Source organism: Streptomyces cinnamoneus (assembly GCF_014650495.1).
GTDB classification, from domain to species: domain Bacteria; phylum Actinomycetota; class Actinomycetes; order Streptomycetales; family Streptomycetaceae; genus Streptomyces; species Streptomyces cinnamoneus.
The window spans coordinates 19,677-35,092 of the sequence record NZ_BMVB01000017.1 but is presented as its reverse complement, the minus strand read 5'-3'; the positions used below and the strand labels follow the sequence as shown (position 1 = coordinate 35,092).

Below are 15,416 nucleotides of genomic sequence, written 5' to 3'. Positions count from 1 at the left end.
ACCCGACCAAGACGGCGCCTCAGCCGCGGGGAACGCGGACGACGCCTTCCTGGATCACCGAGACCGCCAGCCGTCCGTCCGCGGTGAAGATCCGTCCCCTGGCGAGCCCCCGGCCGCCCTGCGCGGTGGGGCTCTCCTGGTCGTACAGCAGCCATTCGTCGGCGCGGAAGGGCCGGTGGAACCACATGGCGTGGTCCAGGCTCGCGCCGACGACGTCGCCGACGGCCCAGCCGCCGCGCCCGTGGGCCAGCAGGACGGAGTCCAGGAGCGTCATGTCGGAGACGTAGGTGGCCAGGCAGATGTGCAGCAGCGGGTCGTCCGCCAGCTTGCCGTTCGTCCGGAACCACACCTGCGACGTGGGCTCGCGCGGCTCGCCCACGCTGGCGAACGGCGGTGCGTCGGCGTAGCGCAGGTCGACGGCCCCGCGGGCCTCCAGGATGCGGTCCACGACCTCCTGCCCGCCCAGCCGGCCGGCGTGGCGGGAGAGCAGTTCGGCGGGGGTGGGCAGGGTGAGCGGGTCCGGCGCGGGCGGCATCGGCTCCTGGTGCTCCAGTCCCTCCTCCTGCGTCTGGAAGGACGCGGAGAGGTGGAAGATCGGCTGGCCGTGCTGGACGGCGACCACGCGCCGGGTGGTGAACGAGCGGCCGTCGCGGATGCGGTCGACGGTGTACACGATCGGCACGTCGGGGTCGCCGGGGCGCAGGAAGTAGGAGTGCAGGGAGTGGGCGGGGCGGTCGGCGGGGACGGTGCGGCCCGCGGCGACCAGCGCCTGGGCGGCGACCTGCCCGCCGAAGACGCGCGGTACGAGGACCTGGCCGGCGGTGGTGCCGCGGAAGATGTCCTGCTCGATCTGCTCCAGGTCGAGCAGGCCCAGCAGGTCGTCCAGGGGGGTGAGGGGCTCGCTCATCGGCCGGTGGTCCTTTGACAGGCGGGGGTTCGGTGGTGGGGGGGTCCTGATGCGGCGGGGCGCCCTACAGGCCCATGGACTTGGCGATGATCGAGCGCATGACCTCGCTCGTACCGCCGTAGATGCGGGTGACGCGGGTGTCCGCGTACAGGCGGGCGATGGGGTACTCCATCATGTAGCCGTAGCCGCCGTGCAGTTGCAGGCACTTGTCGATGACGACGGCCGCGCGCTCGGTGGTGAACAGCTTCGCGGAGGCGGCGTCGGCCGCGGACAGCTCGCCCGCGTCGTGCGCCTCCAGGGCGCGGTCCACGACGGCTTCCATGGCGTCGACGTCCGCCCGGCAGTCGGCCAGGACGAACTTGGTGTTCTGGAACGAGGCCACGCTCTGGCCGAAGACCGTGCGGTCCTGCACGTACTGCGTGGCGAACCGCACGGCGGCGGCCGACTGGGCGTACGCGCTGACGGCGATGCCCAGGCGCTCCTGCGGGAGGTTGTGCGTGAGGTAGCCGAACGCCTTGCCCTCCTCGCCCAGGAGGTCCCCGACGGGGACCTTGACGTCGGTGAAGGAGAGCTCGGCGGTGTCGGAGGTCTTCAGGCCGAGCTTCTCCAGCTTGCGGCCGACCGCGTAGCCCTCGGAGGCGGCGTCGACGACGAGGATCGACAGGCCGCCGCGCCGGTCCTCGGGGGTGGCGGGGGCCGTGCGGGCGCAGACGAGCACGCGGTCCGCCTGGACGCCGCCGGTGATGAAGGTCTTGGCGCCGTTGAGGACGTAGTGCGTGCCGTCCCCGGAGAGCCTGGCGGTGGTCCTCATGCCGGCCAGGTCGGAGCCGGTGCCGGGCTCGGTCATGGCGATGGCGGTCATCATGTCGCCGGAGACGAACGGCGGCAGCCAGCGCCGCTTCTGCTCCTCGGTCGCGTAGGCGAGGAGGTAGGGCAGGCACAGTGCGGTGTGGACGCCGGCGCTGCCGAAGCTGACGCCGGCGCGGGCGCACTCCTCGGTCAGGACGGCCTGGTACTTGAACGTGCGCCGGCCGGCGCCGCCGTACTCCTCGGGGACCTCGATGCCGAAGACGCCGAGTGCGCCGAGCTTCTTGTAGAACTCGCGCGGGACCGCGCCCGCCTCGCGCCACTCCTCGTGGAAGGGCACCACCTCGGCGGCGATGAAGTCGCGGACGGTCTCGCGGAACGCCTCGTGGTCCTCGGTGAAGACGGTACGGCGCATGACGCTCCCTCCGACTGTGTAAGCGCTTGCTCAGCGAAGCTACCGGCCGGTCACCGAGGCTGTCCAGATCCCGTTGGCGCGAAACCGCTGACGCCGGCCGGGCCGCCGTCAGCCGGACAGCGCGCCGAGCGCCCCCAGGGCGAGACGGTGCAGCAGCGCGGCGGTGGCGGCCCGCCCGGAGACGACGCCGGCCCGGCCGAGGTGGGGGGTGGAGTTGAGCAGCCCGAAGACGGCGTGGACGGCGGTGCGCACCTCGGCCTCGGTGGCGCCCGGGTGCAGGGCGCGGACGACCTCGACCCACAGCTCCACGTACTGGCGCTGCAGGGAGCGCACGAGCTTGCGGTCGCTGTCGCGGAGCTGGTCGAGCTCGCGGTCGTGGAGGGTGATGAGCGCGCGGTCGTCGAGGGCGAAGTCGATGTGCCCGCCGATGAGCGAGTCGAGGACCTCGGCCGGGCCGGCGCCCGCCCCGGACGCCTCGGCGACCCGCTTGCGGCCGCCGGCGAACAGCCGGCCGCTGATGCCCACCAGGAGCTCGGCGAGCATCGCGTCCTTGCCCGCGAAGTGGCGGTAGAGCCCGGGCCCGCTGATGCCCACCGCGGCCCCTATCTCGTCCACGCCGACACCGTGGAAACCGCGCTCGGCGAAGAGCCGGGCGGCCTCCCGCAGGATCTGCTCGCGTCGGGTGGGGGCGGGGGGAGCCGCCTCGGTCCGGGTCACTGCTTCTTTCACGAAAACAATTCTAGACAGCGGCGTTAGTGGTCGTTAACCTGAAGGAAGAGTGTTAACGCTCATTAACCGAGCAAGGGAGCTCGTGGACATGCAGCAGGCACCGGTGCTGGGGAGCGCCGCGGATCCGGCCTCCGACGCCTGGCGGGCCAACGAGGCGGCACACGAGGAGCTCACCGCGCAGCTGCGCGGGAAGCTCGCCGCGGCACGCATGGGCGGGGGCGAGAAGGCCCGGGCGCGGCACACCGCACGCGGGAAGCTGCTGCCCAGGGACCGGGTGGACGCCCTGCTGGACCCCGGCTCGCCGTTCCTGGAGATCGCGCCGCTGGCCGCCGACGGGATGTACGGCGGGGCGGCCCCGGCCGCGGGAGTGATCGCCGGCATCGGCCGGGTCTCCGGCCGCGAGACGGTGATCGTCGCCAACGACGCCACGGTCAAGGGCGGCACGTACTACCCGATGACCGTCAAGAAGCACCTGCGCGCCCAGGAGATCGCCCTGGAGAACCGGCTCCCGTGCCTGTACCTCGTCGACTCCGGGGGCGCGTTCCTGCCCCTGCAGGACGAGGTCTTCCCCGACCGGGAGCACTTCGGCCGGATCTTCTACAACCAGGCCCGCATGTCCGGCGCCGGCATCCCGCAGATCGCCGCCGTCCTCGGGTCGTGCACGGCGGGCGGCGCCTACGTCCCCGCGATGAGCGACGAGGCCGTGATCGTGCGCGGGCAGGGCACGATCTTCCTGGGCGGGCCGCCGCTGGTGAAGGCCGCGACGGGCGAGGTCGTCACGGCCGAGGAGCTGGGCGGCGGCGAGGTTCACTCGAAGGTGTCGGGCGTCACCGACCACCTCGCCGAGGACGACGCCCACGCCCTGCGGATCGTGCGGACCATCGTCTCCACGCTGCCGCAGCGCGGCCCGCTGCCGTGGTCCGTGGAGCCGGTGGAGGAGCCGAAGGCCGATCCCTCGGGGCTCTACGGCGCAGTGCCGGTGGACTCCCGGACCCCCTACGACGTGCGCGAGGTCATCGCCCGGATCGTCGACGGCTCCCGCTTCGCCGAGTTCAAGGCCGAGTTCGGGCAGACGCTGGTGACGGGCTTCGCCCGCATCCACGGCCACCCCGTGGGCATCGTCGCCAACAACGGCATCCTCTTCTCCGAATCCGCCCAGAAGGGCGCCCACTTCATCGAGCTGTGCGACCAGCGCGGCATACCCCTGCTCTTCCTGCAGAACATCTCCGGCTTCATGGTCGGCCGGCAGTACGAGGCCGGCGGCATCGCCAAGCACGGCGCGAAGATGGTCACGGCCGTGGCCTGCACCAGGGTCCCCAAGCTCACGGTCGTCATCGGCGGCTCCTACGGCGCGGGCAACTACTCCATGTGCGGCCGCGCGTATTCGCCGCGCTTCCTGTGGATGTGGCCCAACGCGAAGATCTCGGTGATGGGCGGCGAGCAGGCCGCCTCCGTCCTCGCGACCGTCAAGCGCGACCAGCTCGAAGCCCACGGCGAGCAGTGGAGCCAGGAGGACGAGGACGCCTTCCGCGCCCCGATCCGCGAGCAGTACGAGACCCAGGGCAACGCTTATTACGCGACCGCCCGGCTGTGGGACGACGGCGTCATCGACCCGCTGGAGACCCGGCAGGTGCTGGGTCTGGCCCTGACCGCCTGTGCCAACGCCCCGCTGCCCCAGAAGGACAGCGCGGCGCCCGGCTACGGCGTCTTCCGGATGTGAGGCGGAGCATGTTCGACACTGTCCTTGTCGCCAACCGGGGCGAGATCGCCGTACGCGTCATCCGTACGCTGCGCGCCCTCGGGATCCGTTCGGTCGCCGTCTTCAGCGACGCCGACGCGAATGCCCTGCACGTCCGCGAGGCGGACACCGCCGTCCGCATCGGCCCCGCGGCCGCCGCCGAGAGCTACCTGTCCGTCGAGCGCCTGCTGGCGGCCGCCGCCCGCACCGGCGCCCAGGCCGTCCACCCCGGCTACGGCTTCCTCGCCGAGAACGCCGCCTTCGCCCGCGCCTGCGCCGACGCCGGGCTCGTCTTCATCGGCCCGCCGGCCGGGGCGATCGAGCTGATGGGCGACAAGATCCGCGCCAAGGAGACGGTCCGCGCGGCCGGCGTGCCGGTCGTGCCCGGCTCGTCCGGGAGCGGCCTGAGCGACGACGAGCTCGCCGCGGCCGCCCGCGAGATCGGGATGCCGGTGCTGCTCAAGCCCTCGGCGGGCGGCGGCGGCAAGGGCATGCGGCTGGTCCGGGACGCCTCGCTGCTCGGCGAGGAGATCGCCGCCGCGCGGCGCGAGGCGCGCGGTTCCTTCGGCGACGACACCCTGCTGGTCGAGCGGTGGGTCGACCGCCCCCGCCACATCGAGATCCAGGTGCTGGCGGACGGCCACGGCAACGTGATCCACCTGGGCGAGCGCGAGTGCTCCCTGCAGCGCCGCCACCAGAAGATCATCGAGGAGGCGCCCAGCGTCCTGCTCGACGAGGCCACCCGCGCGGCGATGGGCGCGGCGGCGGTCCAGGCGGCCCGCTCCTGCGGCTACACCGGGGCGGGCACGGTGGAGTTCATCGTGCCGGGCAACGACCCCGCGTCGTACTACTTCATGGAGATGAACACCCGCCTCCAGGTCGAGCACCCGGTGACGGAGCTGATCACCGGGCTGGACCTGGTGGAGTGGCAGGTGCGCGTCGCGGCCGGGGAGCGGCTGGGCCTCGCCCAGGAGGACGTCACCCTGACCGGCCACGCCGTGGAGGCCCGCATCTGTGCCGAGACCGCCCGGGTCTCCGGCGACCGGGTCGACTTCCTGCCGTCGGCGGGCACGGTCCTGGCCCTCCGCGAGCCGGCCGGCGAGGGGGTCCGGGTGGACTCCGGCCTCACGGAGGGCGCCGAGGTCGGCACGGCCTACGACCCGATGCTCGCCAAGGTGATCGCCCACGGCCCGGACCGCGCCACGGCCCTGCGCCGGCTGCGGGCGGCCCTGGCCGGGACGGCCGTACTGGGCGTGGACACGAACGTGGGCTTCCTGCGGCGGCTGCTGGGCCATCCGGCGGTGGCGGCCGGGGAGCTCGACACGGGCCTGGTCGACCGGGACGCGGCGACGCTCGTTCCGGCGGAGGTGCCGGAGGAGGTGTACGTGGCGGGTGGGTTGCTGCGCCAGCAGGGGCTCGCCCCCGCCCCCGGCGGGGAAGAGCCGCGGCCCGCCGCGTGGGTGGACCCGTTCTCCGTCCCGAGCGGCTGGCGGCTCGGCGGCGAGCCCGCCTGGACATCCCACCACTTCCGCGTCCCGGGCCACGCCCCGGTGACGGTCCGCGTGCGCGGTGACGTCTCCGAGGCGCAGTTCCTGCTGACGCCCGCGGACGGGGCCGCACCCGCCACGCCCGGCAGTGCGAAGCTGCTGCCCTCCCAGGGGTCCGGGGGCCTGCCCCCCACGCAGCGGAGCCGCACATCGGTGCAGCCGGGTGGGTGGGGGCACCTCCCAGCGGTAGCTGGGGGAGGGGCCGGGGAACAGCTCACGTTCCAGCTCGACGGCACGACCCGCACCCTCACCGTCGCCCACGCCCCCGGTGGGGGCGTCTGGCTGACCCACGGCGGCGACGCCTGGCACCTCGTGCCCCACGACCCCGTGGAGGCCGCCCTGGGCGGCAGCGGCGCCGGCGCCCACGCCGGCACCCTCACCGCCCCCATGCCCGGCACCGTCACCGTCGTCAAGGCGGCCGTCGGTGACGAGGTCGAGGCCGGGCAGAGCCTCCTCGTCGTGGAGGCGATGAAGATGGAGCACGTCATAGCCGCCCCGCACGCCGGCACCGTCACCGAGCTCGACGTGACCGCCGGCAGCACGGTCGCCATGGACCAGGTCCTCGCGGTGGTGGCCCCGAGGGAGGAGGCGTGATGAACGGCCTGCCCATGACCGTGCCCGACCCGGCCCTGCCCGCCCGCGTCCGCATCCACGAGGTGGGCCCCCGCGACGGCCTGCAGAACGAGAAGGCGATCGTCCCGACGGAGGTCAAGGCGGAGTTCGTCCGCCGCCTCGCCGACGCCGGCCTGAGCACCGTCGAGGCGACGAGCTTCGTGCACCCGCGATGGGTGCCGCAGCTGGCCGACGCCGAGCAGCTGATGCCGATGCTAGACGGGGTCGCGGCACGGCTGCCCGTGCTGGTGCCCAACCGGCGCGGCCTGGAGCGCGCCCTCGCCCTCGGCGCCCGCGAGATCGCCGTCTTCGGCAGCGTCACGGAGTCGTTCGCCAAGGCCAACCTCAACCGCACCGTCGACGAGTCCCTGGAGATGTTCGCCCCCGTCGTGGCGATGGCCCGCGAGGCCGGCGTCCGGGTGCGCGGCTACCTCTCCATGTGCTTCGGGGACCCCTGGGAGGGCCCCGTCCCCATCGAGAGCACCGTCCGCGTCAGCCGCCGCCTCCTCGCCCTGGGCTGCGACGAGCTCAGCCTCGGCGACACCATCGGCGTCGCCACGCCCGGCCACGTCGCGGCGCTGCTGACCGCGCTCGGCGAGGCGGGCGTGCCCGCCGACCGGCTCGCGGTGCACTTCCACGACACCTACGGGCAGGCCCTCGCCAACACCCTCGCCGCACTCCGGCACGGCGTGAGCACCGTCGACGCCTCCGCGGGCGGCCTCGGCGGCTGCCCCTACGCCAGGAGCGCCACCGGCAACCTCGCCACCGAGGACCTCGTGTGGATGCTCGACGGCCTCGGCATCGCCACCGGGGTCGATCTCGGCCGTCTCACCGCCACCAGCGTGTGGATGGCCGGCCAGTTGGGCCGACCCAGCCCGTCCCGCACCGTGCGTGCCCTCTCCCACCAGGAGTCCTGAACCATGTCGCTGGACCACCGCCTCTCCCCCGAGCACGAGGAACTCCGCCGCACCGTGGAGGAGTTCGCACACGACGTGGTCGCCCCGAAGATCGGCGACTTCTACGAGCGGCACGAGTTCCCGTACGAGATCGTGCGGGAGATGGGCCGCATGGGCCTGTTCGGGCTGCCGTTCCCCGAGGAGTACGGCGGCATGGGCGGGGACTACCTCGCCCTCGGCCTCGTCCTCGAAGAGCTCGCCCGGGTGGACTCCTCCGTGGCGATCACCCTGGAGGCCGGGGTGTCGCTGGGCGCGATGCCCATCCACCGCTTCGGCACCGAGGAGCAGAAGCGCACGTGGCTGCCGAAGCTCTGCTCCGGCGAGATGCTCGGCGCGTTCGGCCTGACCGAGCCCGACGGCGGCTCGGACGCCGGCGCCACCCGCACCACGGCCCGTCTGGACGAGGCCACGAACGAGTGGGTGATCAACGGCACCAAGTGCTTCATCACCAACTCCGGCACGGACATCACGGGCCTGGTCACCGTCACCGCGGTCACCGGCCGCACGGACGGGGGCAAGCCGCTGATCTCCTCGATCATCGTGCCGTCCGGCACGCCCGGCTTCACGGTCGCGGCCCCCTACTCCAAGGTCGGCTGGAACGCCTCGGACACCCGCGAGCTGTCCTTCTCCGACGTCCGGGTGCCGGCGGCCAACCTGCTGGGCGAGCAGGGCCGGGGCTACGCGCAGTTCCTGCGGATACTCGACGAGGGCCGTGTCGCGATCTCGGCGCTGGCCACGGGCCTGGCCCAGGGCTGTGTGGACGAGTCGGTGGCGTACGCGCGGACGCGGCAGGCGTTCGGCCGGCCGATCGGCGCCAACCAGGCCATCCAGTTCAAGATCGCCGACATGGAGATGCGGGCGCACACGGCCCGCGTCGCCTGGCGCGACGCGGCCTCCCGGCTGGTGCACGGCGAGCCGTTCAAGAAGCAGGCGGCGCTGGCCAAGCTCTACTCCTCCGAGATCGCGGTCACCAACGCCCGCGAGGCCACCCAGATCCACGGCGGCTACGGCTTCATGAACGAGTACCCCGTGGCCCGCATGTGGCGCGACTCCAAGATCCTGGAGATCGGCGAGGGCACCAGCGAGGTCCAGCGCATGCTGATCGCCCGCGAGCTGGGCTTCACGGAGTGAGCTGCCGGAGGGCCGGCTTCCGCCCGCCGGCCCTCCGCCGAACAAGATCCACCTGCGAGAATCCCGTCCATGGCTGAGATCTTGCAGACGGACGGCACGTGGTCCTTCGACGGCGTCGCGATACGCATCGTGCCCGGCCGGGAACGCGGGGTGCACCTGCTGCGGCAGACCCTAGGCGAGCTGAGCGTGCCCCTGGCGGCCGTGGCGGGGATCGCCTTCGAGCCCGGCCGCAAGGGCGGCCGGCTCCGGCTGCGGCTGCGGGACGGCGCCGACCCGCTCGCCCAGGCGACCCGCGGCCGGCTTCCGGACTCCGCCGATCCGTATCAGCTGACCGTGGAGCCCGACCGCACGGGCGTCGCGGAGTACTTCGCCGAAGAGGTGCGCACCGCCCTGGTGCTGGAGCAGGTCCCGGCCGGCCCCACCGACCGCTACCTGCTGCCGGGCCCCTCCCTGCCGATCTCGGTGGGAGCGGGGGACGGTACGGCCACGTTCGACGGCGAGCGCGTCCGGCTCGAATGGAACTGGAAGACCGAGGAGGGCAAGAAGTCCGCCGGCACGCGCGTCCTGACGCTCGCCGACATCTCCGCGGTCGAGTGGCAGCCCTCCGCCGGCCTGGAGAACGGCCACCTCCGCTTCACCGTGCCGCCGGCGCCGTCCGGCATCCCTCCCAAGCACGACCCGCACGCGGTCGAGCTGTACGGCTTCAAGAAGGACCCGCTGATGGCGCTGGTGGCCGCCGCCGTCACCGCCCGCCTGCCGCACCCCTCGGCGCCCGCCCCGGGCACCGGGGACGAGCAGCACGCCGGCCGGCCCGCGCTCACCAAGCCCGGACCGGGCGCGGCCGGGGCCGCCCCCGCGGACCACCGGCCGCCCTCCGCGGCCACCGACGATCACGACGCGCTGCTGCGCCGGCTGCGCGAGCTGGGTGAGCTGCACCGGTCGGGCATTCTGACCGACGAGGAGTTCTCCGCCGCGAAACAGGCCATCCTGCGTCGTTTCTAGGCGTTTCCCCCTGTTTCACATCACATCCGCTGGCATTCCTGCCCGAAATCGGGCAGGATTCTTGCGTAGGGCCGGGGTTCCCCTCAGTATCGACGGGTGCTCGAACGCCGCATGTCCCACGACGACCTGGTCGACCACCTGGTGCGCAGCACGCCGCTTCAGCGCGGCGAGGCTGCCCGGGTGGTGCTGGACGTGCTCGCGTACTTCGACGAGACGGCCGAGGAGTTCGTCCGTCGCCGCCACCGCGAGCTCCAGTCCGGCGGACTGAACAACGCGGAGATCTTCGAGCGGATCGCGGCCGAGCTGCCGCACCGCGCGGTGGCACCCCCGGAACTCTCACTGCGGCAGCTGCGCCGCATCGTCTACGGCTGACCGGCCGGGACGACCGGCACGGGTGAGGCGGTCCGCACACCGCCCCCGCTGCCCTCGCCGCCATCGGCACCACTGAACGTCTACCTGGGAGGGTCTCACCTATGTGTGGAATCGTCGGATACATCGGCAAGCGTGACGTCGCGCCGCTGCTGCTGGAGGGGCTGCAGCGTCTGGAGTACCGCGGCTACGACTCCGCCGGCATCGCCCTGCACGGCAAGACCGGCGGCCTGAAGTCCGCGAAGGCCAAGGGCCGCGTCCGCGAGCTGGAGTCCCGCCTGCCCAAGCGCTTCGCGGGCACCACCGGCATCGCCCACACCCGCTGGGCCACCCACGGCGCGCCGAACGACGTCAACGCCCACCCGCACCTGGACGCCGACGAGAAGGTCGCCGTCGTCCACAACGGCATCATCGACAACGCCTCCGACCTGCGCGCCAAGCTGACGGCCGAGGGCTTCGTCTTCGTCTCCGACACCGACACCGAGGTCCTCGCCCACCTCATCGCCCGCTCCGAGGCCGGCACGCTGGAGGAGAAGGTCCGCGAGGCCGTCAAGCACATCGAGGGCACGTACGGCATCGCCGTCCTGCACGCCGACTTCCCGGACCGCATCGTCGTCGCCCGCAACGGCTCCCCCGTGGTGCTGGGCATAGGCGAGAAGGAGATGTTCGTCTCCTCCGACGTCGCCGCCCTGGTCTCCCACACCCGCCAGGTCGTCACCCTCGACGACGGCGAGATGGCCACCCTGCGCGCCGACGACTACCGCACGTACACCACCGAGGGCTCCTCCACCTCGGCCCAGCCGACCACCGTCGAGTGGGAGGCCGAGTCGTACGACATGGGCGGCCACGACACGTACATGCACAAGGAGATCCACGAGCAGGCCGACGCCGTGGACCGCGCCCTGCGCGGCCGCATCGACGACCGCTTCTCCACCGTGCACCTGGGCGGCCTGAATCTCGACGCCCGCGACGCGCGCGCCGTGCGCCGCGTCAAGATCCTCGGCTGCGGCACCTCGTACCACGCCGGTCAGATCGGCGCCCAGATGATCGAGGAGCTGGCCCGCATCCCCGCGGACGCCGAGCCGGCCTCCGAGTTCCGCTACCGCAACCCGGTCGTGGACCCCGACACCCTCTACATCGCCGTCTCCCAGTCCGGTGAGACCTACGACGTGCTCGCCGCCGTCCAGGAGCTCAAGCGCAAGGGCGCCCGCGTCCTGGGCCTGGTCAACGTCGTCGGCTCGGCGATCGCCCGCGAGACCGACGGCGGCATCTACGTGCACGCCGGCCCCGAGGTCTGCGTCGTCTCCACCAAGTGCTTCACCAACATGGTGGTCTCCTTCGGCCTGCTCGCCCTGCACCTGGGCCGCACCCGCGACCTGTCCGTCGCCGACGGCAAGCGGATCATCGAGGGTCTGCGCAAGCTCCCCGGCCAGATCGAGGAGATCCTGGCGAACGAGGCGCAGATCGAGGAGCTGGCCAAGGAGTACGCCGAGGCCAAGTCGATGATGTTCATCGGCCGCGTCCGGGGCTACCCGGTGGCCCGCGAGGCGTCCCTGAAGCTCAAGGAGGTCTCGTACATCCACGCCGAGGCCTACCCCGCCTCCGAGCTCAAGCACGGCCCGCTGGCCCTGATCGAGCCCGCGATGCCGACCGTCGCGATCGTTCCGAACGACGAGCTGCTGGAGAAGAACCGCGCCGCGCTGGAGGAGATCAAGGCCCGCAGCGGCCGCATCCTCGCCGTCGCGCACCAGGAGCAGGAGAAGGCCGACCACACGATCGTCGTGCCGAAGAACGAGGACGAGCTGGACGCCATCCTCATGGGCATCCCGCTGCAGCTCTTCGCGTACTACACGGCGAAGGCCATGGGCCGTGACATCGACAAGCCGCGCAACCTGGCGAAGTCCGTCACCGTCGAGTAGTCCCGCCCGGGCCCGCCCCGGCGGGCCCCCTCGGACCTCTCGGACCTGTCCGCACCTGTCCGCGACAGGTACGAGAGAACGGTCCCCCGCGCGTGCCACCACGCGCGCGGGGGACCGCCTCCCCTGCGCCGGCGTCGCCCTCACGCCGGCGGCGAGCCACCGGTCCCGGGAACCGTCACCTCCCGTCCGGCAGCACGGCGGCGCCGTGTGCCGGGGTTGTACCCGCACCGCGCGCGCCATCCACCTCTACGCGTGAGTAGATTTCCGCAGGTGGCCGAGGCGTTCGGACGTCATCGCCCGCCGGGCGCACGCCAGTTGGCGCCTCCCCGCAGAGCGTGAACGATCTTCCGCACCCCTACGGGCGTCCCGCGGGAGCTACGGGATGACGACCACGGGCCGCTGCGCCCGCCGCGCCAGCCGGCCCGCCACCGAGCCGAAGATCCGGCCGACCAGACCGTGCGTGGAGCCGACCACGATCGCGTCGGCGGCGTACTCCCGCCCGACCTCTTCGAGCTCGTGGCAGATGTCCCCGCCACGCTCCACCAGGATCCACGGCACTTCGGACAAATAGTCCGCACAGGCCAGCTCCAGGCCCAGCACCTCGGTGCGGTGATCGGGTACGTCCACGAAGACCGGCGGTTCACAGCCCGCCCACACGGTCGTCGGCAGCCGGTTGGCCACATGGACGATGATCAGCCCAGAGCCCGAGCGCCGGGCCATGCCGATTGCATACGCAAGCGCTCGCTCGCTCGACGTGGAACCGTCGAAGCCCACCACGACGCCGTGCTGGAACGCCGGATCGCAGGAACGACGTGTTTCTTCCGCCGCTTCGGGATGCGCCGTCTGATCGGCGATCCGCTTGCGGTCCGCGGGTTCGGAGAATTCGTGACCGGCCATCGGTGTCTCGGCGAAGGAAGCCTCTTGTCGAGGGGAACGGCGGTGGACTGGTTGGAGTTGTCGAGGGGTGCGCCCGGCGATGGATCATGGACGGCGAAATCCGTCCGGGATTCATCTTTTCAAGGGCTTACCCCCCAGGGTACGGCGACACTCGCTGCCTGCCCAGAGGCTGCCCGCCGGGGCCTGGACCCCGTGGGCGTTCCCCGGAGCATGCACGAGCGCGGCGCGTAGCGCAATGGCCCCGGCTCCGCTCCCCGGCGGCCGCTCCCCAGTGACCCCTGCCCCCGGGCCGCCGTTGTAATACCGCCAGCAGCCGCCAGCAGGGAGCCGCTCCGTGCCCGGAACCCGTGATTACGCCCGCGAGGACGCCACCGAAGGGGAGTCCCCCGATCCGGTGAGCGACGTGGTGCGGTGGGCGGCGTTCAGCTGCGCCCTGGTCCCCGTCGTGCTGCTGATGTGCGGTCAGTCCTTCGGCGGCGCGGCCGGCACCGCGGCCGGTCTGGTGGCCCTCACCTGCGTCTGCCACGCCCTGCTGCGGCAGTCCGCGCGCACCGCCGCCAGGGCCTTGGCGGAGCAGTCGGTTCCGCACCGCGGGCGGCGCGGCCGGACGGGCGGCGGCAGCCATCGCGGAGCCCGTCACCCGGGGCCCGGTAGCCCCGTGGACTGACCCCGTCGCACGCCTGGACCCGTAGGTTTTCAGCCAAGTTCAGGCCGAACTTCATACCTTGGCCGGAGGGCCCTCCAACAGCCGGTCGACCAGCAAGGAAAGCGCCGCGGAGGGCGGTTGCCGCCTACGGACAGTGGGCATGGGCGAGAGGCGTACTTTTCACCGGAGCCTGCAGGTGCAACGCTTCGTGATCGAACGCTTCGCGCCAAGTTGTCATGTCGACTTAGAGGCGGGTGGTGAACTGGTCACCGCGTCTCCAAGTGACGCAGTAGATTCGATCTTGGCCATGACCGGCGGGGGAACCGTTCAGGACCGAGGGGAAACGTGCAGGACCGAGAGGACTCGACCGCCGAGGGGGGCTTAGCGCCATGAGCCAGGACTCCACGACCGTACCGGAGACCGCGCGCAAGCTCTCCGGACGCCGCCGCCGGGAGATCGTCGCCGTACTTCTTTTCAGCGGCGGCCCCATCTTCGAAAGCTCCATCCCGCTCTCCGTGTTCGGGATCGACCGACAGGACGCCGGAGTTCCCCGCTACCGATTGCTGGTGTGCGCGGGCGAAGATGTGCCATTGCGAACAACCGGCGGCCTGGAATTGACCGCACCGTACGGCCTGGAGGCACTCTCCAGGGCCGGCACCGTCGTCGTACCGGCCTGGCGGTCGATCACGCAGCCGCCACCGGCCGCCGCGCTCGACGCACTGCGCCGGGCCCACGAGGAGGGCGCCCGCATCGTCGGGCTGTGCACCGGGGCCTTCGTACTGGCCGCCGCGGGCCTGCTCGACGGCAGGCCCGCCACCACCCACTGGATGTACGCGCCCACGCTCGCCAAGCGCTACCCCTCGGTCCACGTGGACCCGCGGGAGCTCTTCGTCGACGACGGCGACGTACTGACGTCCGCGGGCACCGCGGCAGGCATCGACCTGTGCCTGCACATCGTCCGCACCGACCACGGGGCCGACGCCGCGGGGGCCCTGGCCCGCCGCCTCGTCGTCCCGCCGCGCCGCAGCGGAGGACAGGAGCGCTACCTCGACAGGTCTTTACCGGAGGAGATCGGCGCCGACCCGCTGGCCGAGGTCGTCGCCTGGGCGCTGGAGCACCTCCACGAGCAGTTCGACGTGGAGACCCTGGCCGCCCGCGCGTACATGAGCCGTCGCACGTTCGACCGGCGGTTCCGTTCGCTCACCGGGAGCGCCCCGCTGCAGTGGCTGATCACCCAGCGGGTGCTCCAGGCGCAGCGGCTCCTGGAGACCTCGGACTACTCCGTGGACGAGGTCGCCGGGCGCTGCGGCTTCCGTTCGCCGGTGGCCCTGCGGGGCCACTTCCGGCGGCAGCTGGGGTCCTCCCCCGCCGCCTACCGGGCCGCCTACCGGGCACGCCGGCCGCAGAGCGGCGTGGTGGACCGGCCGGAGCGGGGCGAGCGGGCGGAGCGTGCGGAGCGCCCGGAGCGCGGCGACCGCTTCGACCGGCCGGAGCCGGTGGAGCCCCGCTCGGGCGAGGCGCTCATGGCGATGCGGCGCACGGCCATGGCCCCCGCCCATGCGGTGACGGGCGCGCCCCTGGGCGCTCCCCCACCCCATGGAGGGCACAGCGGGCATCTCGGCCATATGCCCGGCCACACCGGTGGACCCGGGACGAACATCCCGGATCCGGGCAAACCGGAGTCGGACCTGTACGCCCCACGCCTGCCCGGTCAGCGGGAGCGCCCCGTAGGGTGAGACGT

Annotated in this window: 13 protein-coding genes; 9 read left to right on the top strand and 4 right to left on the bottom strand. The window is 72.5% G+C overall.

Annotated elements, in window-relative coordinates:
* Nucleotides 1-19: 19 nt before the first annotated feature.
* From IE182_RS22265 to IE182_RS22255, 3 genes are all read right to left on the bottom strand, one after another.
* Nucleotides 20-907 (bottom strand): acyl-CoA thioesterase, encoded by an 888-nt coding sequence (locus IE182_RS22265; RefSeq protein WP_190111652.1) that lies wholly within the window; start codon nt 905-907, stop codon nt 20-22.
* A 64-nt stretch (nt 908-971) separates the two neighbouring features.
* Entirely contained in the window at nt 972-2,129 is a 1,158-nt protein-coding gene (locus tag IE182_RS22260; protein ID WP_190111651.1) for an acyl-CoA dehydrogenase family protein, read from the bottom strand.
* A gap of 108 nt (nt 2,130-2,237) precedes the next feature.
* Complete coding sequence (locus IE182_RS22255) at nt 2,238-2,858, bottom strand: SACE_7040 family transcriptional regulator (RefSeq protein ID WP_229845016.1); 621 nt, start codon at nt 2,856-2,858, stop codon at nt 2,238-2,240.
* Between the two features lie 88 nt (nt 2,859-2,946).
* Here IE182_RS22255 and IE182_RS22250 point away from each other — a divergent pair, with 88 nt between their 5' ends.
* The 7 genes from IE182_RS22250 (at nt 2,947) to glmS (ending at nt 12,132) form a co-directional block, all read left to right on the top strand.
* Entirely contained in the window at nt 2,947-4,578 is a 1,632-nt protein-coding gene (locus IE182_RS22250; protein ID WP_190111650.1) for a carboxyl transferase domain-containing protein, read from the top strand.
* 8 nt (nt 4,579-4,586) lie between these two features.
* Nucleotides 4,587-6,737 (top strand): acetyl/propionyl/methylcrotonyl-CoA carboxylase subunit alpha, encoded by a 2,151-nt coding sequence (locus IE182_RS22245; protein WP_190111649.1) that lies wholly within the window; start codon nt 4,587-4,589, stop codon nt 6,735-6,737.
* A complete protein-coding gene (locus tag IE182_RS22240; RefSeq protein WP_190111648.1) occupies nt 6,737-7,672 on the top strand; it encodes a hydroxymethylglutaryl-CoA lyase in 936 nt (311 codons plus the stop codon). The genes IE182_RS22245 and IE182_RS22240 overlap by 1 nt, the downstream gene beginning before the upstream one ends.
* A 9-nt stretch (nt 7,673-7,681) precedes the next feature.
* Nucleotides 7,682-8,842 carry an acyl-CoA dehydrogenase family protein gene (locus IE182_RS22235; protein ID WP_190111718.1) on the top strand — a complete coding sequence of 387 codons (1,161 nt, stop codon included), beginning with the start codon at nt 7,682-7,684 and terminating at the stop codon, nt 8,840-8,842.
* Between the two features lie 69 nt (nt 8,843-8,911).
* Nucleotides 8,912-9,844: a DUF4429 domain-containing protein gene (locus tag IE182_RS22230; protein ID WP_190111647.1), complete on the top strand. Its 933-nt coding sequence runs from the start codon at nt 8,912-8,914 to the stop codon at nt 9,842-9,844.
* Between the two features lie 96 nt (nt 9,845-9,940).
* Nucleotides 9,941-10,216, top strand: coding sequence for a hypothetical protein (locus IE182_RS22225; protein ID WP_190111646.1), 276 nt, complete (start codon nt 9,941-9,943; stop codon nt 10,214-10,216).
* A 101-nt stretch (nt 10,217-10,317) separates the two neighbouring features.
* Complete coding sequence (gene glmS, locus IE182_RS22220) at nt 10,318-12,132, top strand: glutamine--fructose-6-phosphate transaminase (isomerizing) (RefSeq protein WP_190111645.1); 1,815 nt, start codon at nt 10,318-10,320, stop codon at nt 12,130-12,132.
* Between the two features lie 375 nt (nt 12,133-12,507).
* On the opposite strand, the gene IE182_RS22215 is transcribed toward glmS, so the two are convergent.
* Nucleotides 12,508-13,029 (bottom strand): universal stress protein, encoded by a 522-nt coding sequence (locus tag IE182_RS22215; protein WP_190111644.1) that lies wholly within the window; start codon nt 13,027-13,029, stop codon nt 12,508-12,510.
* Between the two features lie 334 nt (nt 13,030-13,363).
* On the opposite strand from IE182_RS22215, the gene IE182_RS22210 reads away from it, so the two are divergent.
* On the top strand, nt 13,364-13,696 hold the full coding sequence (locus tag IE182_RS22210) for a hypothetical protein (RefSeq protein WP_229845015.1): 333 nt from the start codon (nt 13,364-13,366) through the stop codon (nt 13,694-13,696).
* Nucleotides 13,697-14,064: 368 nt separating this feature from the next.
* A complete protein-coding gene (locus IE182_RS22205; RefSeq protein WP_190111643.1) occupies nt 14,065-15,411 on the top strand; it encodes a helix-turn-helix domain-containing protein in 1,347 nt (448 codons plus the stop codon).
* Nucleotides 15,412-15,416: the final 5 nt, after the last annotated feature.

Excerpts from the sequence above, each read along its gene's own strand:
- IE182_RS22240 (WP_190111648.1), top strand. The coding sequence starts at position 6,737 with ATGAACGGCCTGCCCATGACCGTGCCCGACCCGGCCCTGCCCGCCCGC.
- IE182_RS22265 (WP_190111652.1), bottom strand. The coding sequence starts at position 907 with ATGAGCGAGCCCCTCACCCCCCTGGACGACCTGCTGGGCCTGCTCGAC.
- IE182_RS22250 (WP_190111650.1), top strand. The coding sequence starts at position 2,947 with ATGCAGCAGGCACCGGTGCTGGGGAGCGCCGCGGATCCGGCCTCCGAC.
- IE182_RS22245 (WP_190111649.1), top strand. The coding sequence starts at position 4,587 with ATGTTCGACACTGTCCTTGTCGCCAACCGGGGCGAGATCGCCGTACGC.
- IE182_RS22205 (WP_190111643.1), top strand. The coding sequence starts at position 14,065 with ATGAGCCAGGACTCCACGACCGTACCGGAGACCGCGCGCAAGCTCTCC.
- IE182_RS22260 (WP_190111651.1), bottom strand. The coding sequence starts at position 2,129 with ATGCGCCGTACCGTCTTCACCGAGGACCACGAGGCGTTCCGCGAGACC.
- glmS (WP_190111645.1), top strand. The coding sequence starts at position 10,318 with ATGTGTGGAATCGTCGGATACATCGGCAAGCGTGACGTCGCGCCGCTG.
- IE182_RS22215 (WP_190111644.1), bottom strand. The coding sequence starts at position 13,029 with ATGGCCGGTCACGAATTCTCCGAACCCGCGGACCGCAAGCGGATCGCC.
- IE182_RS22230 (WP_190111647.1), top strand. The coding sequence starts at position 8,912 with ATGGCTGAGATCTTGCAGACGGACGGCACGTGGTCCTTCGACGGCGTC.